This is a genomic window from Streptomyces sp. NPDC048254 (genome assembly GCF_043201895.1).
Taxonomy (GTDB): domain Bacteria; phylum Actinomycetota; class Actinomycetes; order Streptomycetales; family Streptomycetaceae; genus Streptomyces.
The window spans coordinates 130361-154266 of record NZ_JBICZJ010000022.1 but is presented as its reverse complement, the minus strand read 5'-3'; the positions used below and the strand labels follow the sequence as shown (position 1 = coordinate 154266).

Annotated in this window: 18 protein-coding genes and 1 pseudogene; 13 read left to right on the top strand and 6 right to left on the bottom strand. The window is 71.1% G+C overall.

Annotated elements, in window-relative coordinates:
* The 3 genes and pseudogenes from nhaA to ACGFZQ_RS43150 form a co-directional block, all read right to left on the bottom strand.
* Nucleotides 1–1472 (bottom strand): annotated as a pseudogene (gene nhaA, locus ACGFZQ_RS43160) (Na+/H+ antiporter NhaA).
* Between the two features lie 188 nt (nucleotides 1473–1660).
* Nucleotides 1661–3619 (bottom strand): acetate--CoA ligase, encoded by a 1959-nt coding sequence (gene acs, locus ACGFZQ_RS43155; RefSeq protein ID WP_351747245.1) that lies wholly within the window; start codon nucleotides 3617–3619, stop codon nucleotides 1661–1663.
* A 171-nt stretch (nucleotides 3620–3790) separates the two neighbouring features.
* Nucleotides 3791–6205 (bottom strand): SulP family inorganic anion transporter, encoded by a 2415-nt coding sequence (locus ACGFZQ_RS43150; RefSeq protein WP_393845032.1) that lies wholly within the window; start codon nucleotides 6203–6205, stop codon nucleotides 3791–3793.
* A gap of 338 nt (nucleotides 6206–6543) precedes the next feature.
* On the opposite strand from ACGFZQ_RS43150, the gene ACGFZQ_RS43145 reads away from it, so the two are divergent.
* Nucleotides 6544–7815 (top strand): hypothetical protein, encoded by a 1272-nt coding sequence (locus tag ACGFZQ_RS43145; protein ID WP_393845031.1) that lies wholly within the window; start codon nucleotides 6544–6546, stop codon nucleotides 7813–7815.
* A gap of 46 nt (nucleotides 7816–7861) precedes the next feature.
* Here ACGFZQ_RS43145 and ACGFZQ_RS43140 read toward each other — a convergent pair whose 3' ends face one another.
* Complete coding sequence (locus ACGFZQ_RS43140; RefSeq protein WP_351747240.1) at nucleotides 7862–8842, bottom strand: ATP-binding protein; 981 nt, start codon at nucleotides 8840–8842, stop codon at nucleotides 7862–7864.
* A gap of 101 nt (nucleotides 8843–8943) precedes the next feature.
* Here ACGFZQ_RS43140 and ACGFZQ_RS43135 point away from each other — a divergent pair, with 101 nt between their 5' ends.
* Nucleotides 8944–9768 carry an oxidoreductase gene (locus tag ACGFZQ_RS43135; RefSeq protein WP_393845030.1) on the top strand — a complete coding sequence of 275 codons (825 nt, stop codon included), beginning with the start codon at nucleotides 8944–8946 and terminating at the stop codon, nucleotides 9766–9768.
* Between the two features lie 395 nt (nucleotides 9769–10163).
* On the opposite strand, the gene ACGFZQ_RS43130 is transcribed toward ACGFZQ_RS43135, so the two are convergent.
* Nucleotides 10164–10988, bottom strand: coding sequence for an HAD family hydrolase (locus ACGFZQ_RS43130; protein WP_351747236.1), 825 nt, complete (start codon nucleotides 10986–10988; stop codon nucleotides 10164–10166).
* A gap of 583 nt (nucleotides 10989–11571) precedes the next feature.
* On the opposite strand from ACGFZQ_RS43130, the gene ssd reads away from it, so the two are divergent.
* The 7 genes from ssd (at nucleotide 11572) to ACGFZQ_RS43095 (ending at nucleotide 16601) form a co-directional block, all read left to right on the top strand.
* Nucleotides 11572–12669 carry a septum site-determining protein Ssd gene (gene ssd, locus ACGFZQ_RS43125; protein ID WP_351747235.1) on the top strand — a complete coding sequence of 366 codons (1098 nt, stop codon included), beginning with the start codon at nucleotides 11572–11574 and terminating at the stop codon, nucleotides 12667–12669.
* Nucleotides 12666–13847, top strand: a complete 1182-nt coding sequence (locus ACGFZQ_RS43120; protein ID WP_393845029.1) for a TadA family conjugal transfer-associated ATPase — start codon at nucleotides 12666–12668, stop codon at nucleotides 13845–13847. The genes ssd and ACGFZQ_RS43120 overlap by 4 nt, the downstream gene beginning before the upstream one ends.
* Nucleotides 13848–13969: 122 nt before the next feature.
* Nucleotides 13970–14830, top strand: coding sequence for a type II secretion system F family protein (locus tag ACGFZQ_RS43115; protein ID WP_382533976.1), 861 nt, complete (start codon nucleotides 13970–13972; stop codon nucleotides 14828–14830).
* On the top strand, nucleotides 14827–15606 hold the full coding sequence (locus ACGFZQ_RS43110) for a type II secretion system F family protein (protein WP_393845028.1): 780 nt from the start codon (nucleotides 14827–14829) through the stop codon (nucleotides 15604–15606). Before ACGFZQ_RS43115 ends, ACGFZQ_RS43110 begins: the two co-directional genes overlap by 4 nt.
* A 74-nt stretch (nucleotides 15607–15680) precedes the next feature.
* Nucleotides 15681–15860, top strand: a complete 180-nt coding sequence (locus ACGFZQ_RS43105; RefSeq protein WP_393845027.1) for a DUF4244 domain-containing protein — start codon at nucleotides 15681–15683, stop codon at nucleotides 15858–15860.
* Between the two features lie 28 nt (nucleotides 15861–15888).
* Nucleotides 15889–16209, top strand: a complete 321-nt coding sequence (locus ACGFZQ_RS43100; RefSeq protein ID WP_351747227.1) for a TadE family type IV pilus minor pilin — start codon at nucleotides 15889–15891, stop codon at nucleotides 16207–16209.
* The gene (locus tag ACGFZQ_RS43095; RefSeq protein ID WP_393845026.1) at nucleotides 16206–16601 is read left to right on the top strand and encodes an Rv3654c family TadE-like protein; all 396 of its coding nucleotides are present in this window, start codon (nucleotides 16206–16208) and stop codon (nucleotides 16599–16601) included. The genes ACGFZQ_RS43100 and ACGFZQ_RS43095 overlap by 4 nt, the downstream gene beginning before the upstream one ends.
* On the opposite strand, the gene ACGFZQ_RS43090 is transcribed toward ACGFZQ_RS43095, so the two are convergent.
* Nucleotides 16543–18939 (bottom strand): DEAD/DEAH box helicase, encoded by a 2397-nt coding sequence (locus tag ACGFZQ_RS43090; protein ID WP_393845025.1) that lies wholly within the window; start codon nucleotides 18937–18939, stop codon nucleotides 16543–16545. The genes ACGFZQ_RS43095 and ACGFZQ_RS43090 overlap by 59 nt on opposite strands.
* 162 nt (nucleotides 18940–19101) lie before the next feature.
* Between ACGFZQ_RS43090 and bldG the strand changes: the two genes are divergently transcribed.
* From bldG to ACGFZQ_RS43070, 4 genes are all read left to right on the top strand, one after another.
* Nucleotides 19102–19443: an anti-sigma factor antagonist BldG gene (gene bldG, locus ACGFZQ_RS43085; protein ID WP_010986038.1), complete on the top strand. Its 342-nt coding sequence runs from the start codon at nucleotides 19102–19104 to the stop codon at nucleotides 19441–19443.
* A gap of 237 nt (nucleotides 19444–19680) precedes the next feature.
* Nucleotides 19681–20115, top strand: a complete 435-nt coding sequence (locus ACGFZQ_RS43080; protein ID WP_351747222.1) for an ATP-binding protein — start codon at nucleotides 19681–19683, stop codon at nucleotides 20113–20115.
* 327 nt (nucleotides 20116–20442) lie between these two features.
* The gene (locus ACGFZQ_RS43075; protein WP_351747221.1) at nucleotides 20443–22851 is read left to right on the top strand and encodes a sodium-translocating pyrophosphatase; all 2409 of its coding nucleotides are present in this window, start codon (nucleotides 20443–20445) and stop codon (nucleotides 22849–22851) included.
* A 298-nt stretch (nucleotides 22852–23149) separates the two neighbouring features.
* Nucleotides 23150–23758, top strand: coding sequence for a small secreted protein (locus ACGFZQ_RS43070; protein WP_351747220.1), 609 nt, complete (start codon nucleotides 23150–23152; stop codon nucleotides 23756–23758).
* The last annotated feature ends 148 nt before the right edge of the window (nucleotides 23759–23906 follow it).

Genomic DNA, 23906 nt, shown 5'->3' with positions numbered 1-23906 from the left:
TCATGCCGGACGGTTGCCCTGCGCGCCTGCCCCGCCCGGCACTTCGGCACGCGCGTCGTGCCCGTGCGGGCCCTCGCCGGCCCCTATCCGGCGCCCTGCCCGGCTTTCTCGGCGGCTATCCGCCGGTGTTCGGCGGCTTTGCGGTCGTAGATCTCCGCCATCCGCAGGTGGTACGCCGGGTCGTCCTGTTCGTAGACGTCCGGGATGCCGTCGAGGTCCTCGTCCCGCTCCTCGGCCTCGACCAACCGCCGGTAGCGGGTGTTGCGTATCTTCAGCAGCACCGTGGCGCACAGGGCCGCGATCAGCGAGCCGGTGAGTACGGCGGCCTTGACCTCGTCGGTGAGCACGGCGTCGCCGTCGAAGGCGAGTTCGCCGATGAGCAGCGACACGGTGAAGCCGATACCGGCGAGCGAGGCGACCGCGAAGAGGTCGCCCCAGGCCAGATCCTCGCTGAGCGAGGCCCGGGTGAAGCGGGCGGTCAGCCAGGTCCCGCCGAATATCCCGACCGTCTTGCCGACCACCAGGCCGAGCACCACCCCGAGCGTCTCGGGTCTGCCGAACACATCCCCGAGCGCCCCTCCGGACACCTTCACGCCGGCGCTGAAGAGCGCGAACAGGGGCACGGCGAGCCCAGCCGACAACGGCCGCACCAGATGCTCGATGTGCTCGCCGGGGGAGTGGTCCTCACCCTCGCGGGTGGTGCAGCGCAGCATCAGGCCCATGGCGACACCGGCGATGGTCGCGTGCACGCCGCTGCTGTACATCAGCGCCCAGATGACGAGCGCGAGCGGTACGTACACGTACCAGCCGCGTACGCCCTTCCTCAGCAGCAGCCAGAAGACGGCCAGGCCGAGGATCGCCCCGCCGAGCGCGGCGAAGTCGATCCGGGCGGTGAAGAAGACCGCGATGATCAGGATCGCGAACAGGTCGTCGACGACCGCGAGGGTGAGCAGGAAGGCGCGCAGGGCGCTCGGCAGCGAGGTGCCGATGACGGCCAGCACGGCCAGCGCGAAGGCGATGTCGGTGGCCGTGGGCACCGCCCAGCCCTGGGTGGAGCCGCCGCCGGCGAGGTTGGTGAGGGTGTAGACGAGCGCCGGTACGGCCATGCCGCACAGCGCGGCGACCACCGGCAGCACGGCCGCCTTGGGGTCCCGGAGATCTCCGGCCACCAGTTCTCGCTTGAGCTCGATGCCGGCGACGAAGAAGAAGACCGCGAGCAGGCCGTCGGCGGCCCAGTGGGTGACGGAGAGGTTCAGGCCGAGGGCGCCGGGGCCGAGGTGGAAGTCGCCGACGGTCTCGTAGCTGTGGTGCAGCACCGGTATGTTCGCCCAGGTCAGCGCGGCTATCGCGGCGAGCAGCAGCAGTACACCGCCGACGGTCTCGGTCCGGAGCGCGTTCGCGACGAAGGTCCGCTCGGGCAGCGAGAGCCGGCCGAGGGCCTTGCGGGTGGGGGTGGCGCGGGGCGCGGACACGGGGACCTCCGGTCGGTGGGCAGGACGGGCTACTTGCCGACCAGACTTCCCGGCACACCTTGAGGATCACGCTACTTTGCTTAGTTTACCTAAGGTGTGGCGGGAGTTGCCAGGTGAGTCCCACGGTAGGTGCAAAAAGGGCGCCCGGCGCGTTTCGCGCCGGGCGCCACTGGGGCCGTTGGTCGGGGTCAGTCCTCGCTCGGCGCCGCCGGGAGCTTCGCCTGGATGAGGTCCATGACCGTCGAGTCCGTCAGCGTCGTCACATCACCGAGCTGGCGGTTCTCGGCGACATCGCGCAGCAGCCGGCGCATGATCTTGCCGGAGCGGGTCTTCGGCAGCTCCGCCACCGGCAGCACCCGCTTGGGCTTGGCGATCGGGCCGAGCGTGGCACCGACGTGGTTGCGCAGCTCGTTGACGAGGCCCTCGTCCTCGGCGTTCGCCGTGCCGCGCAGGATCACGAAGGCGACGATCGCCTGCCCGGTGGTCTCGTCCGCCGCGCCGACCACCGCCGCCTCGGCGACCGACGGGTGCGACACCAGCGCCGACTCCACCTCGGTCGTGGAGATGTTGTGCCCGGACACCAGCATGACGTCGTCCACCCGGCCGAGCAGCCAGATGTCGCCGTCGTCGTCCTTCTTCGCCCCATCACCGGCGAAGTACTTGCCCTCGAAACGCGACCAGTAGGTGTCCAGGAACCGCTGGTCGTCGCCCCAGATCGTGCGCAGCATCGACGGCCACGGCTCGGTCAGCACCAGGTAGCCGCCACCGCCGTTGGGCACCTCGCGCGCCTCGTCGTCCACCACCGTGGCCGAGATGCCGGGCAGCGGGGTCTGCGCGGAACCGGGCTTGGTCGCGGTGACGCCCGGCAGCGGCGAGATCATCATCGCGCCGGTCTCGGTCTGCCACCAGGTGTCCACGATGGGGGTCCGGTCGGCGCCGATGTGCTTGCGGTACCAGATCCAGGCCTCGGGGTTGATGGGCTCGCCCACCGAACCCAGCACCCGCAGCGAGGACAGGTCGAACTTCGCGGGGATGTCGTCGCCCCACTTCATGAACGTCCGGATCGCGGTGGGCGCGGTGTAGAGGATCGTCACCCCGTACTTCTGCACGATCTCCCAGAACCGGCCCTGGTGCGGGGTGTCCGGGGTGCCCTCGTACATCACCTGCGTCGCGCCGTTGGCCAGCGGTCCGTACACGATGTACGAGTGGCCGGTCACCCAGCCGACGTCGGCCGTGCACCAGTACACGTCCGTCTCCGGCTTGAGGTCGAACACCGCCCAGTGCGTGTACGACGCCTGGGTGAGGTAGCCGCCCGAGGTGTGCAGGATGCCCTTCGGCTTGCCCGTCGTCCCGGACGTGTAGAGGATGAACAGCGGGTGCTCGGCGTCGAAGGCCTCGGGCGTGTGCTCGGCCGACTGCCGCTCCACGACCTCGTGCCACCACACGTCCCGCGTGTCGTCCCAGGCCACTTCCTGCCCGGTGCGCCGGACGACCAGCACATGCTCGACGTTGCCGGCCTTGCCGACCGCCTCGTCCACGGCCGGCTTGAGCGCGGACGGCTTGCCGCGCCGGTAACCGCCGTCGGAGGTGATGACCACCTTGGCGTCCGCGTCCTGGATACGGGTGGCGAGCGCGTCCGCCGAGAAGCCGCCGAAGACGACGGAGTGCGCGGCGCCGATCCGGGCGCAGGCGAGCATCGCGATCGCCGTCTCCGGGATCATCGGCATGTAGACCGCGACCCGGTCGCCCTTGCGGACGCCCAGCTCCAGCAGGGCGTTCGCCGCCTTGGAGACCTCGTCCTTCAGCTCGGCATAGGTGATCGCGCGGCTGTCGCCGGGCTCGCCCTCGAAGTGGATGGCGACCCGGTCGCCGTTGCCGGCCTCCACGTGCCGGTCCACGCAGTTGTACGCGACATTGAGCTCGCCGTCCTTGAACCACTTCGCGAACGGCGGGTTCGACCAGTCCAGCGTCTCGGTCGGCTCCTTGGCCCAGGTCAGCCGGCGGGCCTGCGCGGCCCAGAAGCCGAGCCTGTCAGCCTTGGCCTGTTCGTACGCCTCGGCCGTGACATTGGCTTTCTCGGCCAGGTCAGCGGGCGGCGCGAAGCGTCGCTCCTCCCTCAAGAGGTTGGCCAGGCTTTCGTTGCTCACGACATCTCCCTTTCCAAGGGTGTCCGTTGTGTCCCGGGCCACAGCTCATCAGACCTGGGGTCCGGTGACAAGGGCCGTCAGATAATTGGTTTAGACCTATTGGGCAGGCAGGACGTGCGGGCCCGCCGGTGCCGGCCTGGACGGCGCCGACAGGCCCTCGCCGCCCTTTCCTCAGGCCGGGCTGCGCAGTTCCTCCGCGCCCGGTACCCCCTCGAACACCTCGCCCTCTTCTTCACCTTCGGCCCGGCGCAGCAGATACGCCTGCGCCTCGCCCACATGGAAGTACATCCCATGCAGCTCCAGCTCACCGGCCGCCAGTGCCCGCGCCACCGAGTCGTGCGCCCGCAGATGCTCCAGCTGCTGGACCACATTGATCAGACAGAGCCGCTCCGCGGTGTCCGCAGCCGCCCGCCCGGCCAGCCGGACCCCTGGCCAGCCGTCGTCGGCCAGCCGCGCCAGGCTCGGCAGCCCGTGCCGCAGCCAGCGTCCGAGCGGACTCGTGCCGCCCCCGGACCCGGAACTCAGCAGCGCCTGCATCGCCCCGCACCCGGAGTGCCCGCACACCGTGATGGACCGCACCTTCAGCACGTCCACCGCGTACTCGATCGCGGCCGACACCGAGTCGTCGCCGTTCTCCTCACCCGGAAGGGGGACCAGGTTGCCGACGTTGCGGACCACGAACAGGTCACCCGGACCACTGGAGGTGATCATCGAGGTGACGAGCCGGGAGTCGGCGCAGGTGAGGAAGAGCTGCGACGGCCGCTGCCCCTCGCGCGCGAGCCGGGCCAGCTCCTCCCGCACCAGGGGCGCGGTGTCGCGCTGGAACGCGCTGATCCCACGGGCGAGTTCATGACCGGCGCCGTCCGCTCCGCCGCCGCCCCACCGGGCGAGGCCCGACCTGACGAGGCCCGGTCCGTGGGCGAGGCCCGGTTCCCGGCCGTGACTCGCGCGAGGCTCGCGACCGTCCTCGTCCGGTCCTCGGCCGTATCCCGGTGAGCGCACGCCCACCCGGCAGCCGGTCAGCTCGGCGGAGCCGCCCTGCGCGGTGTGGGCCCTGCGCCAGTCCCGCAGTGACTCGTACGCCGCGTGGTCCATGAACGAACCGTCCAACTCCACCACGGCGTGGGCGCCTTGGGGTACGAGGTGCAGGGCTCTGCTGAGCCGGGGCACGGCGAGGAACGTCAGCTGACCTCTTACATGTACGCGATGGACTCCCCCCTTCTCTTCATGGGTGATACGGGTGCGGGCGAGGCGGCGCAGGGCGACGGCGACGGCCACGGCGACCCCGAGGAGCACGCCCTCCAGGACGCCGAGGACCACGACGCCGAGTGTGGTGACGACGTACACCGCGACTTCACGGTGGCGGGTCACCGTGCGGATGTGGTGCAGGGACACCATCTGGATGCCGACGGCCATCACCAGGGCGGCGAGCGAGGCGAGCGGGATGAGATCCAGGACCGGGACCATCAGCAGCGCGGCGGCTACTACGAAAACGCCGTGCAGCATCGTGGAGTTCCGGCTGACGGCACCGGATTGCACATTCGCCGAACTGCGCACCGCGACCCCCGCGACCGGCAGGCCGCCGAGCGCCCCCGACACGATGTTGGCCGCGCCCTGACCGAGCAGCTCGCGGTCCAGGTCGGAGCGGCCGACCCGGGACTGGGGTCCGGGGCGGCCGGCCACCAGCTTGTCCACGGCGACCGCGCCGAGCAGCGACTGCACGCTGCACACCAGCGTGGTGGTGAGGACGGCGGCGACGATGCCGAGCACCGGCCCCTCGGGCAGCCCCGCCAGGGCATGGCTGCTCCAGGACGGCAGGTCGACCCGGGGCAGGGCGAGCCCGGTGAGCGAGGCGGTCGCGGTGGCACCGGCGACGGCGACCAGGGCCGCCGGGACCGTGCGCAGCAGACGGCCGGCTCTGCCGGGGATCCGGGGCCAGCCGAACAGCAGGGCCAGGGTCAGTGCGCTCATCGTCACGGCGGCCGGGTGCAGGTTCGCCAACTGGGCGGGCAGCGCCCGGACATTGGCGAGGACCGAGCTCTGCGGGTTGCCGCCGAGGACGATGTGCAACTGGGCGACGGCGATGGTGACACCGATGCCGGCGAGCATGCCGTGCACCACGGCCGGGCTGACGGCGAGTGCGGTGCGGGCCACACGCAGGCAGCCCAGGCCCAGTTGGGCCAGTCCGGCGAGGACCGTGATGCCGCAGGTGGCCCGCCAGCCGTAACGGTGGATCAGGTCGGCGGTGACCACGGTGAGCCCGGCGGCCGGGCCGCTGACCTGGAGCGGGCAGCCGCCGAGCCGCCCGGCGACCAGTCCGCCGACGGCCGCCGCGACCAGCCCGGCCTGGAGCGGGGCGCCGGTGGCGAGGGCGATACCGAGGGACAGCGGCAGGGCGATCAGGAACACCGAGACGGACGCGGACAGGTCGGCGCCCTCGACCCGGAAGCGGCGGCGCGGGGGTGTGGGCGGGCTCGGTGGCCGGTCGGCGCCCTTGGCGGGCTGGGGACTTGTGGCTCCGGCCCGGGCTCCGGCCTGGGCCAGGCCGAGGCTCTCGGGGTGGGTGGGTACGCAGGCTGATGACATGTTTCCCGTCTCCTCCGGGCAGCGCGGTCGCGGATCAGGGGGTCCCCTCGCCAGTGGGCTGGGGCTCGGTCGCGGCCGTGGGTCACGGCGTGCAGTGGCGGGATGAATCAACAATCGGTAAACGAATCGTAATGCAGAGTAAAGGTCAAGCATGGATTTTCTGCGCAAATGGGGCACCTCTTCACCTCCATGGGTGAAGTGAGCAGTTCATCGGCTTGTCGTATTAATCCCTCTCTCGGTCCTATGCGACCTTGGCGGCGCTGTCGGCACATACCCGGCACACCGCCATAAAACGCCGTGATCGGCGTTCGCCGAGAGAAGGAAGAAGGTGGGCGGAATTGGCCGCTACCCAGAGGATCGCCGTCGGCGCCGTCGGCGCCGTGACCGCCGCGGCCTGTGCCGCGTCGCTGGCGGGCTGCGCGACCGGCACCAACTCCAAGGAAGGGGCGTCCGGGCCGCAGAAGGGAGCGCCGGCGCCCCAGAGCGTGGTCCGTCTGATCGGCGACGGTTCCACCGCGTACACCGGGGCGCAGCCGCATCTGCCCCGGCCGGAGAAGCTCCAGCCCGGTGAGAAGCCCCCGCAGTTCGTGGTGTTCTCGTGGGACGGCGCGGGTGAGGACAGCCAGAAGCTGTTCTCGCACTTCCGCAAGGTCTCCAAGGAGAACAACGCGAACATGACGTACTTCCTCAGCGGCGTCTACATGCTGCCCGAGGAGAAACGTGACCTCTACCGGCCCCCGCAGCACTCGCCCGGCCGCTCCGAGATCGGCTTCAACGACGAGCAGGGCATCTCCGACACCGTCAGGCAGCTACGGCTGGCCTGGCTGGAGGGCAACGAGATCGGCACCCACTTCAACGGGCACTTCTGCGGCCCCGACGGCGGTGTCGGCGAGTGGTCGGTGGCCGAGTGGAAGAGCGAGATCGCCCAGGCCAAGCAGTTCGTGAAGAACTGGAAGACCAACACGGGCATGAAGAACGCCGCACCGCTGCCCTTCGACTACGACAAGGAGCTCATCGGCGCCCGCACCCCCTGCCTGGAGGGCCAGAAGAACTTCATGAAGGCGGCGAGCCAGTTGGGCTTCCGCTACGACACCAGCGGAGTCAACGACCAGGTCTGGCCCAAGAAGAGGGAAGGGCTGTGGGACCTGTCGATGCAGCTCGTCCCCTTCCCCGGCCACTCCTTCGAGCAGTTGACCATGGACTACAACTTCATGGTCAACCAGTCCGGCACCTCGACCCAGGGGGACCCCGACAAGTACGACTACTGGGGCGACCAGATGCGTGACGGGCTGCTCCAGGGCTTCAACCGGGCCTACAACGGCAACCGCGCGCCGCTCGTCATCGGCAACCACTTCGAGTCCTGGAACGGCGGCACCTACATGCGGGCCATCGACGAGGTCGTCGGGAACGTCTGCAACAAGCCCGAGGTGCGGTGCGTCTCCTTCCATCAGCTGGCCGACTGGCTGGACGCCCAGGACCCGCAGGTCCTGGCGAGACTTCGCACCCTGAACGTGGGCGAGGCCCCGCGTCAGGGCTGGGCGTCCTTCCTCTCCGGCCGTCCCGCCCCGGCGCCGAAGGGGGTGCCCGGAGCGCCGGCGGTCAAGCAGTAGGTGACGGGCGGGAGTGGGCGCACCGCCGGCGGAGTGCCCATCTCCGTCAGACGGACGCCGCCACTCCCTCGCCGAGCACGAAGCCGGGGTCGATCTGCGCCGCCAGGTCGGCCCCGGTGCGCTCGTTGCCCCACGACTGGGCGTTCTTCAGGTGGAAGTGGACCATCTGCCGGGTGTACCGCTCCCAGTCCCGCAGCTCGTACGTCGCGTCGGTGGCGACCTTGAGGGTGTGCAAGGCGCGGGAGTTGGTGTCCTCCAGGAGCTCGAACCGGGGCGGGCGGCCCTTCTCCATGGCGCGCACCCAGTCCGAGTGCCCGACCGTGACCAGCAGGTCGTCCCCGACCTCCGCGCGGAGGAAGTCGATGTCGTCCTGCCCCTGCACCTTGTTGCCGACGACCTTCAGCACGACGCCGAAGTCCCGGGCGTACTCCTTGTACTGGCGATAGACGGAGACCCCCTTCCGGGTCGGCTCGGCGACGAGGAACGTGATGTCGAAGCGGGTGAACATGCCGGAGGCGAAGGAGTCCGAACCCGCCGTCATGTCGACCACGACGTACTCCTCGGGCCCGTCGGCGAGGTGGTTCAGGAACAGTTCCACCGCTCCCGTCTTGGAGTGGTAGCAGGAGACCCCCAGGTCGGCGTCCGTGAAGGGCCCGGTGACCATCAAACGGACGGCGCCGCCGTCGAGTTCCACCGGGCGCGCACAGGCGTCGTACACCGGATTGGGCTCCCGTACCCGGACCAGCCGCGAACCCTCGCCGGGCGGGGTGGTCTTGATCATCGTCGCGGCGGAGGCGATGCGCGGGTTGTTGCCGCGCAGGTAGTCCTTGATCACGGAGAGCCGCTCGCCCATCGCGGGCAGCGCCGCCGACTCCCTCTCGTCGAGGCCGAGCGCGGGGCCAAGGTGCTGGTTGATGTCGGCGTCGACGGCGACGACCGGCGCACCGGCGGCCGCGAGATGGCGGATGAACAGGGAGGAGAGCGTGGTCTTGCCGCTGCCGCCCTTCCCGACGAAAGCAATTTTCATGTTCACGAAGGGTAGTCGCATGATAGCTGTACGTGTCAGGCGAAGTGAAGAAGACCACTCCTTCGTGGAGTGGCGGGCCGGGGGTGCGTAGGGTCGTACTCATGAGTACGACACGTGCGACCGCCGATCCGCTCGCGGCCCTGGGTTCGCTGCCCGGTGTGGCCGAGTCCGTGGAGTCCATGCGCAAGGCCGTGGATCGGGTCTACGGGCACCGGGTCATGCGGCGCCGCAGCAACGCCGTCACCTCCGAGGCCGCGCTGCGCGGCGCCCGGGGCAGTGCGGCGCTGTCCGGCGCCGACTGGGCGCTGGAGGAGGTCCGGCGGCGCTCCGACTTCGGTGTCGACGACGACGCGCGCGTGGTGGGTGCGGCCCTGCGGCTGACCGCCGAGGCGGGCCAACTGCTGTCCATCTGGCGGCAGTCACCGCTGCGCGTGCTGGCCCGGCTGCACCTGGTGGCGGCCGCGACCGGCGACGACGAGGTGGGCCGGCCGCGCCGGGCCGGTGAAGGTGTCGAGGAGCCGCTGATCGAGCTGCCGCTGCCGGACGCCGACGAGGTGTCGGGGCGCCTCGACGGACTCTCCGAGCTGATCATCGCGGGGAGTTCCGCGCCGGCGCTGGTGACGGCAGCCGTGGTGCACGGCGAGCTGCTCGCGCTGCGGCCCTTCACCTCGCACAACGGGCTGGTCGCGCGCGCGGCCGAGCGGATCGTGCTGATCGGCAGTGGCCTCGACCCCAAGTCGGTCTGCCCCGCCGAGGTGGGTCACGCCGAACTGGGCCGTGCCTCCTATCTGGCCGCCCTGGACGGCTATGTCTCGGGCACTCCGGAGGGCATGGCGGCCTGGATCGCGCACTGCGGCCGCGCGGTGGAGCTGGGTGCGCGGGAGTCGACCGCGGTGTGCGAGGCGTTGCAGCGCGGGGCGGCATAAGGCCCCTGGCGTGGCCGGGCGGCCGCGGAGACGGGTTGCGGCGGTACGAGTTCTCGTACCGCCGCTGGCATGTTCACCGGGTTACCAGGCGTCCTCGAAATGTCGCCCATCAGGTCGGTACTTTGCCCGTCACCTGGTGCGGCTGGCCCGTAATCGACGGGTCGACGTCGCGTGGGTGCTCGGTGTCCATGCTGGGTCCGTGGGGCCAAATGCGTTTTAAAGGTGATCCTCTCGGATGTCCTTCGGTCTCGCGGGCCGCTAACCCCTTTGTACTGCAAGCCGGGAGCAAGCGGAACCCCTGCCTGCAGTTCTTTACTTTCAGGTTCAAAGACGCATTAAGTGTCGCTAAAGGGGCACTGTTGGGCCGAACGGGCGAAGGGGGGTGGTGTGCCGGTTCAGGCGACCGGGTTCCGGCGCCGGCTCGCGTACCAGACCAGGCCCGCGGTGGCGGCCGCCGCTCCTATCGCGGCCGCGGCGACCAGGGCCGGACGCGGAGGTGCGGAGATCCGCTGCTTGAGCCGGACCGGACGGTGGAAGTCCAGGATCGGCCAGCCGCGCCCGAGTGCCTCACGGCGCAGCGCCCGGTCCGGGTTCACCGCGTGCGGATGCCCGACGGCCCGGAGCATCGGCAGGTCGGTCGCCGAGTCGCTGTACGCGTAGCAGCGGTCCAGGTCGTACCCCTCGGACGCGGCCAGCTCCCGGACCGCCTCGGCCTTCGTCGGACCGTAGGCGTAGTAATCCACCTCGCCGGTGTAGCAGCCGTCGTCGCCGACGACCATGCGGGTGGCCACCACCCGGTCGGCGCCCAGCAGTTCGCCGATCGGCTCGACCACCTCGGCGCCCGAGGTGGACACGATGACGACGTCCCGGCCGGCCCGGTGATGGGCCTCGATGAGGGAGGCGGCCTCGTCGTAGATGATCGGGTCGATCAGGTCGTGCAGGGTTTCGGCGACGATCTCCTTGACCTGCTGGACATTCCAGCCACGGACCAGACCGGACAGGTACGCGCGCGTGCGCTCCATCTGGTCGTGGTCCATACCGCCGACCAGGAACACGAACTGGGAGTACGCGTTGCGCAGGACCGCCCTGCGGTTGATCAGACCGCCTTGGTAGAACGACTTGCTGAAGGTGAGCGTGCTCGACTTCGCAATGACCGTCTTGTCCAGGTCAAAGAAGGCCGCTGTGCGGGGCAAGGAGTGGTTTTCCACGTCCCCGAGCATAGGCGCCCACCATTCGGCGTAAGGTGGGGCGCGTGGGTTTGCCTGAGAGGGCTCTCGGGTACACCATGGAAGTCACGGATCGTTCGCGACCGTGCTAACCCGGTCCGGCTCCTCCCCCCCCGAGTCGGCCGTGGAGACGACCCCCACTCTCCCCCCCGGTGGGGGTCGTCGCATGTCCGGACGCGTTTTTCCTCTCTTCTCCGGGCCCTGAGGCCTTGGTCGGGCGGCTGCTGCCGCCCTTTCGCATACCCATGATCCGTCACGCTGGGTAGTCGTAGCGCTGCTCTGTGGAAGTCGCACAGAGCCCGGAACGGGCCTCACCGGTATGGGTGACAGCGATATTCACAACCATCGAGTTGTCCACAGTTTTGGACCAAGATCCACACGATTTCCGGGTTCGTTGCACCGTGATTCCAGCGCGCTCCGGCGGCGGCGAGTTCATGGCCGGTTCCGATTGCCCGGGCGCCAATGGCCGGTTTCTGTCGGCCGTGCATATGGAGGCCGCTTGCCGGTTCTTCACACGTATGGGAATCGCGTGGCCCCGGAGGCCGCGCGCAAGAACGCAGCCAAGGGGGAAGCTCACGTGGCCGGAACTGTCACCCACGAACCACCGTCCGCCGCCCCGGGACGGCCCGGACGCCCGATGATCGTCACCGAGGACGCCGAACTCCTCGACGACCTGTTGCGCCTGTGCGCGGCGGCCGGCGCGAAACCCGAGGTCCACCCCGGGGTCCCGGAACGCGGCGGCGGCTGGGAGTCCGCACCGCTCGTCCTGGTCGGCGACGACGCCGCGCGCCGGGTGCGCGGGGCCGCGCGCCGACGCGGGGTGGTGCTGGTCGGCCAGGACCAGGACGACCCCGACGTGTGGAAACGCGCCGTGGAGATCGGCGCCGACCACGTCCTGATGCTGCCCGACGGCGAGCAGTGGCTGGTGGACCGGATCGCCGATGTCGTCGAGGGTGTGGGCCGCCCGGCCCTCACCGTCGGGGTGATCGGCGGCCGGGGCGGGGCCGGTGCCTCCACGCTGGCCTGCGCGCTCGCCGTCACCTCCGCGCGGGAGGGACTGCGCACCCTCCTCGTGGACGCGGATCCACTGGGTGGCGGAATCGACGTACTCCTCGGCGCCGAGACGGCCGAGGGCCTGCGCTGGCCCGCGTTCGCCGCCTCGCGCGGCCGGCTCGGCAGCGGCGCCCTGGAGGAGTCGCTGCCGGAACTGCACTCGCTGCGGATCCTCAGCTGGGACCGCGGCGACAGCGTGGCGATCCCGCCGCCCGCCGTCCGCGCGGTGCTCGCCGCCGTCCGCAGGCGTGGCGGCACGGTCGTCGTCGACCTGCCGCGCCGCCTGGATGACGAGGTCGCCGAGGTCCTCACCCAGCTGGACCTCGCCGTCCTGGTGGTCCCCGCCGAACTCCGCGCGATCGCGGCGGCCGGCCGGGTGGCGGCCACCGTCGGCATGGTCGTGCGCGATCTGCGGGTGGCGGTACGGGGCCCGTACGCGCCGGGACTGGACGACCGCGAGGTGGCCCGGCTGCTCGGCCTGCCGCTGGCCGGCGAAGTGCCCGGCGAACCGGGGCTGTCCCGCCCCAACCGGAAACCACCGGGGTCCGCCGCCCGTGGCCCGCTGGCCCGCTTCTGCAAGGGCTTCTGGGAGCGCACGCTGGTCGAGGCGGGTGGCGTATGAGGCCCGGCACCGCGGGCGCGGACGGCCCGGCCCTGCTCGACGGGGTCCGGCGCTGGCTGGCCGAGAGCGGCGCCGAACCGACCCCCGCGCGCGTGGCGCAGGCGCTGCGCGCACAGGGCCGGGTGCTCGGCGACGCCGAAGTCCTCGGCGCGGCCGAGCGACTGCGCTCCGAACTGGTCGGCAGCGGCCCCCTGGAACCCCTGCTCGCCGATCCCACGGTCACCGACGTCCTGGTGTCCGCCCCGGACCGGGTCTGGGTGGACCGCGGCGGCGGCCTGGAACTGACCCCGGTCACCTTCCCGGACGCGGCGGCCGTACGGCGCCTCGCGCAGCGGCTGGCCGCGGTGGCCGGCCGGCGCCTGGACGACGCACGCCCCTGGGCGGACGCCAGGCTGCCCGACGGCACCCGCCTGCACGCGGTCCTGCCCCCGGTGGCGGTCGGCTGCACCTGCCTGTCCCTGCGGGTGGTGCGACCGCGGGCGTTCACGCTCGACGAACTGGTGGCGGCCGGGACCGTGCCACCGGGCGGCGACCGGATCCTGCGCGCGCTCCTGGCGGCCCGGCTCTCGTTCCTGGTCAGCGGCGGCACCGGCACCGGCAAGACGACCCTGCTGAGCGCGCTGCTCGGCCTGGTGGGTCCCGGGGAGCGGATCGTGCTCGCCGAGGACTCGGCGGAGCTCAGGCCCGAACACCCGCACGTCGTACGGCTGGAGACCAGACCCGCCAACCAGGAGGGCGCCGGCCTGGTCACCCTGGAGGACCTGGTCCGCCAGGCGCTGCGGATGCGCCCTGACCGGCTGGTCGTCGGCGAGGTGCGCGGTCCCGAGGTCGTGCACCTGCTGGCCGCGCTCAACACCGGACACGAGGGCGGCTGCGGCACGGTGCACGCCAACGCGGCGGCGGACGTCCCCGCCCGTCTGGAGGCGCTCGGTACGGCCGCCGGGCTCGACCGGGCCGCCCTGCACAGCCAGTTGGCGGCCGCGCTGTCGGTGGTGCTGCACCTCGTACGGGACCGCACGGGCCGGCGGCGGATCGCCGAGGTGCATGTGCTGGAGCGGGACCCCTCGGGGCTGGTGCGGACGGTACCGGCGCTGCGCTGGGGGGCGGAGGCCTTCGTGCGGGAGCCGGGGTGGGAGCGGCTGCGGGGGCTGCTGCGAAGTGACGTCAGTGGTCTGTGAGCCCGAAGTGACCTGAGTCATCTGTGGGTTCGAAGTGACCGGCTGGTCCGTGGGCCCGAAGCGGCCGGGTCACCCGGTCCGAAGTGACCCGAATGGTCTGTGAGTTGGAAGGGGTTTGTGTGATGGGTGAGATGACGGTCGGTGCGGCCGTGGTGTGCGGAGGGGTCATGGCGTGGCTCCTCGCCGAACGGCAGCGCGAGGTACGTCGGGCGCGGCTGTTGCTCGCCGGGGGCGGGGCGGTGGCCGCCGGACCGCCCTCCTGGGAGCAGACGGTCGGGGAGGTGCGTCGCCTGTGCGGTCGTTGGCGGAGTGAGTGGTGGGCCCTGGCCGCCGGCATCGCGCTGGCCCTCATCGCCGCCTCGGTGCTTCCGGTCCTCGCGGGGGCGGCCGGGGTGCCGGTGCTGCGCCGGCTGCGGCTGGCCCGGCAGGCGAGGCGGGTCCGGCAGGCGCACGCCGACGCGGTGATCGCGCTGTGCGGGGCGCTCGCCGGTGAGGTGCGCGCGGGACGGCAGCCCGGCGAGGCGCTGCTGCGGGCCGCCCGGGACTCCGGCGGGCTGGGCGAGGCTCAGGCGGCCGTGGTCGCGGCGGCACGCTTCGGCGGGGACGTGCCGGGCGCGCTCGCGACGGCCGCACGCCGGCCGGGCGCCGACGGCCTGCTGGGGCTCGCTGCCTGCTGGCGGGTGGCCGTCGACCAGGGGGCCGGGCTCGCGGCCGGCCTCGACCGCCTGGACGCGGCCCTGCGCGCCGAACGGGACCAGCGCGCCGACCTGCGCGCCCAGTTGTCCGGCGCCCGGGCCACCGCGGTGCTGCTCGCCGCGCTGCCCGCCCTCGGCCTCCTGCTCGGCTCGGCCATGGGCGCCGACCCGCTGCGCGTACTGCTGCACACCGGGGCCGGGCTGGGCTGCCTGGTCGTCGGAGCGGTGTTCGAGGGCGCCGGGATGTGGTGGGCGGCCCGGATCGTGCGGGGAGCTGAGGCGGCATGAGCGCGGAGGTTGTCCACAGGCTGGGGGTGACGGCCGTGGCACTGCTGGCCCTGAGCTGGTCGGCGTGGCGGCTGGAGCGGGCCCGGCGCAGGCGCTGGGCCCGGCGCAGGGCGGCCGAACTGCTGGCCCTGGAGATGCCGGAGCGGCGGTCCGACGTCGGCGATGCCGTGCGCGGGTGGCTGCCGGTGGCCGGTGTGGTGTGCGGCGGTTGGGTGCTGGTCAGCGGGGTCGTCGGAGTGCTGCTGGGGCTGGGCGTCGCCGTGGGGCTGTGGCAGTGGCGGCGCCGGGAGGGGGACGCGGGACGAGCGGCGCAGGCCGAGGCGTCCCGGGCCGCTCGCCAACTCCCGCTCGCCTCAGACCTGCTGGCCGCCTGTATCGCGGCCGGGGCGGGCCCGGTGGAGGCCGCCCAGGCCGTCGGCGAGGCGCTCGGCGGACCCGTCGGGGAAGGGCTCGCGCGGGGTGCGGCGGAGGTCCGGCTGGGTGGTGAACCGACCGAGTCCTGGCGGCGGTTGGCGGCGCTGCCGGGCGCCGCCGCCCTCGCCCGGTTGCTGGAGCGCGCGGACGAGTCCGGGCTGCCGGCGGCCACCCCGGTCGCCCGGCTCGCCGCGGACGCCCGCGCGGAGTGGGCGAGAAGCGCGACCGCGCGGGCGCGGCGGGCAGCCGTGCTGATCTCCGCACCGGTGGGGCTGTGTTTCCTGCCCGCGTTCATCGCGGTCGGGGTCCTGCCCGTGGTGATCGGGCTGGCGGGCGGGGTTCTGCGAGGGGGTGGTGGATGACCAGGGCGACAACGGGCCGAAAACAGGAACTGATCACCGGATTTGCGGAATTCAAGGGATTCAAGGGAGTCGGGATGTACCAGAAGATGCGGAAGTTGCTGCGCGGGGACGCGGGAATGGTCACGTCCGAGTACGCGATGGGGATCATCGCCGCCGTCGCGTTCGCGGCGGTCCTCTACGCGGTCGTGACGAGCGGGCAGGTCAGCACGGAGCTCCAGAACATCGTGAAACGAGCCCTCAGTGCGCGGATGTGAGCAAGGGCGCGGAGCGGACCGCGGGTTCGTGACGGCGGAGGCGGCCGTGGTGCTGCCGGTGCTGGTGGCGTTCACGATGGCGCTGGTGTGGGGGCTGCTCGTGGTGGCCGCCCAGATCCGGTGCGTGGACGCCGCCCGCACCGGGGCGCGGGCCGCCGCGCGGCAGGACGCCGAGGACGCGGTGGTCACCGTGACGAAGCAGGCGGCGCCGGACGGGGCGACGGTCACGATCGGCCGGGAAGGCGATCAGGTTCGGGTGACGGTGGTGGCGAGGCCGCCGGTGCTGGGCGGGTTGCCGTTCCAGGTACGGGAGTCGGCGGTGGCGCTGGCGGAGGAGGCGGGGCCGTGAGACGCCGGTATTCGGATCGGGGGTCGGCCACCGTCTGGAGTGTTGGCGCGATCGGCGTCCTCTGCGTGGTGTTCGGCGTGGTGCTCGGGCTGGGACAGGCTGTCGTGGTCCGGCACCGCGCGGCGGGGGGTGCCGACATGGCGGCCCTCGCGGCGGCGGACCACTGGGTGGAGGGGACCACCGCGGCCTGCGCCCGGGCGGACCGCGTCGCGCGAGCACAGGGCGCACGGCTGACGCGGTGCGTGATCGTGGGAGACGTCTCGGACGTGACGGCGGCGTCGGGAGGTGGGCCGTTCACGGCGGAGGTCCGGGCCAGAGCGGGCCCCACCGCCGCTAGCCCTCCTCAGGCTCCTCCGGCTTCTCCTGCGGTGCCCCCTTCAGCAGCACACTGAGCAGCCGTACCGCCCCTCGCTTGTGCAACGGATCGTTCCCGTTCCCGCACTTGGGCGACTGGATGCAGGAGGGGCACCCCGCGTCGCACTCGCACGCGGCGATCGCCTCCCGGGTGGCCGCGAGCCACGCGCGGGCCGTGTGGAACGCGCGCTCCGCGAAGCCCGCGCCGCCCGGATGGCCGTCGTAGACGAAGACCGTCGGCAGGAGCGTGTCGGGGTGCAGGGGGATCGACACGCCGCCGATGTCCCAGCGGTCGCAGGTCGCGAAGAGCGGGAGCAGGCCGATGGAGGCGTGTTCGGCGGCGTGCAGGGCGCCGCCGAGGATCTCCGGGTTGATCCGGGCCTCATCGAGCTGGTCCTCGGTGACGGTCCACCACACCGCGCGGGTGCGCAGCGTCCGAGGAGGGAGGTCGAGTTTCGTCTCGCCCAGCACCTCGCCGGTGATGAGCCGGCGGCGGAGGAAGGAGACCACCTGGTTGGTGACCTCGACGGAGCCGTAGCAGAGGCGGCCTTCGCCCCAGGGGACCTCGATGTCGGTCTCCAGGACGGAGATGGCCGTGGTGTCGCGGGCGACCGTGGAGTAGGGCGGCTCGGCCTGTTCGACCAGCGCGACCGAGTCCTCCAGGTCCAGGGAGCGCACCAGGTACGTGCGGCCCTGGTGCAGGTGGACCGCGCCCTCGTGGACCGTGGAGTGCGAGGCGCTCGCGTCCACCGTGCCGAGCAGCCGTCCCGTGCCCGCCTCGACGACCTGCACCGGGCGGCCGCCCTCGCCGCGGATGTCGGTCAGCTCGGCGGCCCGCTCCCGCCGGGTCCAGTGCCAGGCCTTGGTACGGCGGCGCAGCAGCTTCGCGGCCTCCAGCTGCGGCAGCAGCTCCTTGCAGGCAGGACCGAACAGGTCGAGGTCGTCGTCGGTGAGCGGGATCTCGGCGGCGGCGGCGCACAGGTGCGGGGCGAGGACGTACGGGTTGTCGGGGTCGAGGACCGTCGATTCCACCGGTTGGTCGAACAGGGCCTCGGGATGATGGACGAGAAACGTGTCCAGCGGGTCGTCGCGGGCCACCAGGACCGCGAGGGCGCCCTGCCCGGCGCGGCCCGCGCGGCCCGCCTGCTGCCACACAGAGGCCCTCGTGCCCGGGTAACCGGCGATCAGTACGGCGTCCAGTCCGGAGACGTCCACGCCCAGTTCCAGGGCCGTGGTGGCGGCAAGTCCGAGGAGTTCCCCGGAGTGCAGCGCGCGTTCCAGGGCGCGCCGCTCCTCGGGGAGGTAGCCGCCGCGATAGGCCGCGACACGCCGGGCGAGGGAACGGTCTACCTCGGCGAGCCGTTCCTGGGCGATGAGGGCGATCAGCTCGGCGCCGCGCCGGGAGCGCACGAAGGCCACCGACCGCACGCCCTGCACGGCGAGGTCGGTCAGCAGGTCGGCGGTCTCGGCGGTGGCGGTGCGGCGGACCGGGGCGCCCTTCTCGCCGTGCAGCTCGGTCAGCGGCGGCTCCCAGAGGGCGAAGACCAGCTCGCCGCGCGGGGAGGCGTCCTCGGCGATCTCCACAACCGGCAGGCCGGTAAGACGGCGGGCGGCGACGGCCGGCTCGGCGGCGGTCGCGGAGGCCAGCAGGAAGACCGGGGAGGCGCCGTAGCGGGCGCACAGGCGGCGCAGCCGGCGCAGCACCTGGGCGACGTGCGAGCCGAAGACGCCCCGGTAGGTGTGGCACTCGTCGATGACGACGTACTTCAGCGACTTCAGGAAGGAGGACCAGCGGGCGTGCCCGGGAAGTATCCCGCGGTGCAGCATGTCCGGGTTGGTGAGCACGTAGTTGGCGTACTGGCGGATCCACTCCCGTTCCTCGTACGGCGTGTCGCCGTCGTACACAGCGGGCCGTACGGCGGTACCCAGCGGTTGTGAAAGTTCCTTCACAGATCGGCACTGATCTGCCGCCAGCGCCTTGGTGGGTGCCAGGTAGAGGGCGGTGGCGCCGCGGCCGTTGGGCGCCTCGGAGCCGTCCAGGAGGGTGGAGAGGACGGGCACGAGATAGGCCAGGGACTTGCCGGAGGCGGTGCCGGTTGCGACCACCACCGAGTCGCCGTCCAGGGCGTGCTCGGCGGCCAGCGCCTGGTGTTCCCAGGGGTGCTCGATGCCGCCCGCCTGCACGGCCGCGACAACCTCCGAACGAATCCGGTCAGGCCAGACGGCATGCCGACCCGCCCGCGGGGGCAAGTGCTCCGTATGAGTGATGCGCGAAGCCCGGCTCGGCCCGGAGGCGAGCCGGTCCAGGACCGTGCCCGGCGAGAACCCGGACGCGGCCGGAACCGAGGGTCGATCGGATCGGTGATTTATGGCCATCGGGACCGAGTGTGTCACTGGCGTGACGGACAATGGGGCCAAGGCGTCGTGCACGCCTGCCGTAAGTGATTGAATGCCATCGCGGCTGGCGTACCGTCCCGGGGGCCGCAAGCCGAGGTGTCCCGAGGGGCGACCGCTCGATAGCAAGGTGCTGGAGGATCCGTGGACCTGTCCCTGTCGACTCGTACAGTCGGCGATCGTACGGTCGTCGAGGTCGGTGGCGAAATCGACGTATATACCGCGCCCAAGCTGCGCGAGCAGCTGGTCGAGCTGGTGAACGACGGGAATTTCCACCTCGTCGTTGACATGGAGGGCGTGGACTTCCTCGACTCCACCGGGCTCGGCGTACTGGTCGGCGGCCTGAAGCGGGTGCGTGCCCATGAGGGTTCGCTGCGCCTGGTCTGCAACCAGGAGCGCATTCTGAAGATCTTCCGAATCACCGGTCTCACCAAGGTGTTCCCGATTCACACCTCGGTCGAGGAAGCGGTGGCGGCCACCGACTGACCCGGGCCGGCCGACGGCTTCCGGACCGCCCATCGGTCCGCGCCGTCCGGCCGGCCTCCGGCACGGGCTCGTACAGAGCCGTACGCAGGCCCGTGTCGCCCCCGCCCGCTCGGGCCCGCGTGCTCGTGTCGGCAGCCGTTCACGGGTCGCAGGCCCGTGGCGGACGCAATTCATCGGGGGGCCGGGTTTTCGGCGATCCGGCCCCCTACCGCACGCCTGTAGTTCCGAGGGGGACGTATGGCCACCGTTGAACTCCGCTTCAGCGCGCTGCCCGAGCACGTCCGCACCGCCCGACTGGTGGCGGCGGCGGTGGCACGCAGGGCCGGAGTGGACGAGGCCGTCCTGGACGAGGTCCGGCTGGCCGTCGGCGAGGCCTGTTCCCGCGCTGTTGGTCTGCACCAGAGCGCCGGCATCACCGAGCCGGTGCGGGTGGCGCTGATCGAGGAGGAGAAGCAGTTCTCCATCGAGGTCGGCGACGAGGCGCCCCGTTCCGTCCCCGTCGACCGGGCACCCGGTGCGGCGCCGGACGCGGACGTGGAGGCCGAGGAGGACGAGATGGGCCTCGCGGTCATCAGTGGTCTCGTCGACGACGTGGAGGTCACCGCCGGGGAGCACGGCGGCCTGATCCGCATGACCTGGCCGACCACCCCGCCCGGAGTCGCGCTCACCTGAGAGCCACCTGATCGTGAGAAGGGCCCTGCTGAGCAGGGCCCTTCTTGTTATTTTCCTTCGGATGTCACCCGGTCGCCGAATTCGTGAAAGAATTCACGATCAATGCCCCGGCGGATCGCCCGATAATTTGATCAAGCGCCGAATAGGCCAATGGTGATCGTCAATGGTTTTAGGGCGTTACCGCTTTCGGGTTCGTTGGCGTGACCTCGATCATTTGCTGAAGAGCACGAGAAGGCCAATTCCGCTTACCGTCCCCTGTTTAGATCACTCGCAGGTACCTAGAATCCGTCCACATCTTGAGCTCAGCCCAAGCGTCAAGGAGGACGAATGGCGGGGCTTTCTACCCCTCATCAGTTGGGTCACCCCACAACCCTCGCGGCCGCGGTCCTGACCGACGACAACCGGGTCCTGGTCGCGGTGATCGCCGTCGTGGCGCTGGCCGCGCTCGTGGTCGCCTGGATCCTGGTCCGCCAGGTACTCGCGGCCGGCGAGGGCACCGACAGCATGAAGAAGATCGCAGCGGCGGTCCAGGAAGGCGCGAACGCCTATCTGGCCAGGCAACTGCGCACCCTCGGCGTATTCGCCGTCGTGGTGTTCTTCCTGCTCCTGCTGCTGCCCGCGGACGACTGGAATCAACGCGCCGGCCGATCGATCTTCTTCCTGATCGGCGCGGCCTTCTCGGCGGCCACCGGCTATATCGGCATGTGGCTCGCCGTACGCAGCAATGTCCGCGTCGCCGCGGCCGCCCGGGAAGCCACCCCGGCGGAAGGCGAACCGGAAAAGGATCTCACCGCCGTCTCGCACAAAGCCATGAAGATCGCTTTCCGCACGGGCGGCGTGGTCGGCATGTTCACGGTGGGGCTCGGCCTGCTCGGCGCCTCCTGTGTGGTGCTGGTCTACGCGGCCGACGCGCCGAAGGTGCTCGAAGGATTCGGCCTCGGCGCCGCCCTGATCGCCATGTTCATGCGTGTCGGCGGCGGCATCTTCACCAAGGCCGCCGACGTCGGCGCCGACCTGGTCGGCAAGGTCGAACAGGGCATTCCGGAGGACGATCCGCGCAATGCCGCGACCATCGCCGACAACGTGGGCGACAACGTCGGCGACTGCGCGGGCATGGCGGCCGACCTCTTCGAGTCCTACGCGGTGACCCTGGTCGCCGCGCTGATCCTCGGCAAGGTGGCCTTCGGGGACGCGGGTCTCGCCTTCCCACTCCTGGTACCGGCCATCGGTGTGCTCACCGCCATGATCGGCATCTTCGCGGTCGCCCCGCGTCGCAGCGACCGCAGCGGCATGAGCGCCATCAACCGCGGCTTCTTCATCTCCGCGGTGATCTCGCTCGTGCTGGTCGCGATCGCGGTCTACGTGTACCTGCCGGGGAAGTACGCCGACCTCGACGGCATCTCCGACGCGGCCATCAGGGCCAAGGACGGCGATCCGCGGATCCTCGCGCTGGTCGCGGTCGCCATCGGCATCCTGCTGGCGGCCGTCATCCAGCAGCTGACCGGCTACTTCACCGAGACCAACCGGCGTCCGGTCATGGACATCGGCAAGTCCTCGCTGACCGGCCCGGCCACCGTGGTCCTCGCCGGCATCTCGATCGGTCTCGAATCGGCCGTCTACACCGCCCTGTTGATCGGCCTCGGCGTCTACGGGGCGTTCCTGCTCGGCGGTACCTCGATCATGCTGGCGCTGTTCGCGGTGGCGCTGGCCGGCACCGGCCTGCTCACCACGGTCGGTGTGATCGTCGCCATGGACACCTTCGGGCCGGTCTCCGACAACGCCCAGGGCATCGCCGAGATGTCCGGCGACGTCGAGGGCGCGGGCGCGCAGGTGCTCACCAACCTGGATGCCGTCGGCAACACCACCAAGGCCATCACCAAGGGCATCGCCATCGCCACCGCCGTCCTCGCGGCGTCGGCGCTCTTCGGGTCGTACCGGGACGCGATCACCACGAACGTGCAGGACGTGGGAGTGAAACTCACCGGTGCGGGAGCTCCGTTGACCCTGTCGATGGACATCTCACAGCCCAACAACCTCGTCGGCCTCATCGCCGGCGCGGCGGTCGTCTTCCTCTTCTCCGGACTCGCCATCAACGCGGTGTCGAGGTCGGCGGGTTCGGTGGTCTACGAGGTGCGGCGGCAGTTCCGCGAGCACCCCGGGATCATGGACTACACGGAGACGCCCGAGTACGGCAAGGTCGTCGACATCTGCACCAAGGACGCCCTGCGGGAGCTGGCCACGCCGGGACTGCTCGCCGTGATGGCGCCCATCTTCATCGGGTTCACGCTCGGCGTCGGGGCCCTCGGCTCCTACCTCGCCGGCGCGATCGGCGCGGGCACCCTGATGGCCGTCTTCCTGGCCAACTCCGGCGGTGCCTGGGACAACGCCAAGAAACTCGTCGAGGACGGCCACCACGGCGGCAAGGGCAGCGACGCCCACGCCGCCACCGTGATCGGCGACACCGTCGGTGACCCCTTCAAGGACACCGCAGGACCCGCGATCAACCCGCTGCTCAAGGTCATGAACCTGGTCTCCCTGCTCATCGCACCCGCGGTGATCAAGTTCTCCTACGGCCATGACAAGAGCATCGGCATCCGGATCCTGGTCGCGGTCCTCGCGCTGGTCGTGATCGTCGGCGCGGTGTACATCTCCAAGCGGCGCGGCATCACCGTCGGCGACGACGAGGACAGCGCGGAACGCGTGGCCAAGTCGGCCGATCCAGCGGTGGTTTCGTAAGCGGTCTTACGACGGCCACCAGGGCTCTCGCGAGGGGGCTCGGCCAACGAGCGGGCGGATGGCGTGTACTGACACGCCGTCCGCCCGTTTCGTGCGCTGGGGGCGCCTGCCGGTTCTCGTGCGCGGTCGGGTGTGGTCGTGCGCTCCGGCTCCGGGTGTGCCCGTCGTCTCGTCGTGAGCCTTCTCTCCCATGGTGCAAACTTGCACAAAAGCGTACTTAGTGCATGCCGTCCATGGGGGTGCTGTCCGTGCGCCGTGTAGATTCCGGGGGCCGAGAGCCATTGAAGGGACCTATCCGGTGAACAAGAAGCTCGCGGCCGCACTGTCCGGCGGTGCGGTACTCGTAGTGGCGCTGTCCGGGTGCAGCAGCAACAAGGGCACCGACCCCAAGCTGATCGCCTGGGCCAAGACCGTGTGCGACGCGGTGCCGGCGCAGGACGCGAAGATCAAGGCGGCCAATGAGGCCATCGCGCAGACGGCCTCGGACACCACGAGTTCGCCCGCGACCATCCAGAAGACCGACTCCCAGGCCTTCCAGGACATGTCCGACGGCTACAAGGCGCTCGCCACGGCCATCGGCAGCGCCGGTGCGCCCCCCGGGATCGACGACGGCGCCAAGCGCCAGCAGGACGTGGTCAAGAACCTCAACAGCCTCTCCGCGTCCTATGCCGACCTGAAGAAGAAGGTCGACGGGCTCGACACGAAGAACCAGGCGAAGTTCGCCTCCGGTCTGCACGACGTCGCCTCCCAGATGGCGGACCTGGAGACGCAGAACAAGAGCGGCACCGCGGCGCTGCAGGCCCTGGAGCAGGGCGAGGTCAAGAACGCGATCGCCGAGCAGGCCAGCTGCAAGAAGGTGTCCGTGACGACGTCGGCTTCCGCGTCGGCCTCGTCGACCGCGAGCTGACGGCACGAGCCGGCGTCCGCTGCGGAGACCTCGCGTTTGTCGCGGAGGTTCGTGGTCCGCTGCGGAGGCCTGGCGTCTGTCGCGGGGTGCGAGCTCCGCCGCGGCAGCCTGGCGTCTGTCATGGAGGTCCGTCGTTCGCTCCGGGAGC

Excerpts from the sequence above, each read along its gene's own strand:
- ACGFZQ_RS43105 (WP_393845027.1), top strand. The coding sequence starts at position 15,681 with ATGTACCAGAAGATGCGGAAGTTGCTGCGCGGGGACGCGGGAATGGTC.
- ACGFZQ_RS43140 (WP_351747240.1), bottom strand. The coding sequence starts at position 8,842 with ATGAAAATTGCTTTCGTCGGGAAGGGCGGCAGCGGCAAGACCACGCTC.
- ACGFZQ_RS43075 (WP_351747221.1), top strand. The coding sequence starts at position 20,443 with ATGGCGGGGCTTTCTACCCCTCATCAGTTGGGTCACCCCACAACCCTC.
- ACGFZQ_RS43080 (WP_351747222.1), top strand. The coding sequence starts at position 19,681 with ATGGCCACCGTTGAACTCCGCTTCAGCGCGCTGCCCGAGCACGTCCGC.
- ACGFZQ_RS43150 (WP_393845032.1), bottom strand. The coding sequence starts at position 6,205 with ATGTCATCAGCCTGCGTACCCACCCACCCCGAGAGCCTCGGCCTGGCC.
- ACGFZQ_RS43090 (WP_393845025.1), bottom strand. The coding sequence starts at position 18,939 with ATGGCCATAAATCACCGATCCGATCGACCCTCGGTTCCGGCCGCGTCC.
- ACGFZQ_RS43130 (WP_351747236.1), bottom strand. The coding sequence starts at position 10,988 with ATGCTCGGGGACGTGGAAAACCACTCCTTGCCCCGCACAGCGGCCTTC.
- ACGFZQ_RS43115 (WP_382533976.1), top strand. The coding sequence starts at position 13,970 with ATGGGTGAGATGACGGTCGGTGCGGCCGTGGTGTGCGGAGGGGTCATG.
- ACGFZQ_RS43110 (WP_393845028.1), top strand. The coding sequence starts at position 14,827 with ATGAGCGCGGAGGTTGTCCACAGGCTGGGGGTGACGGCCGTGGCACTG.
- ACGFZQ_RS43120 (WP_393845029.1), top strand. The coding sequence starts at position 12,666 with ATGAGGCCCGGCACCGCGGGCGCGGACGGCCCGGCCCTGCTCGACGGG.
- ACGFZQ_RS43135 (WP_393845030.1), top strand. The coding sequence starts at position 8,944 with ATGAGTACGACACGTGCGACCGCCGATCCGCTCGCGGCCCTGGGTTCG.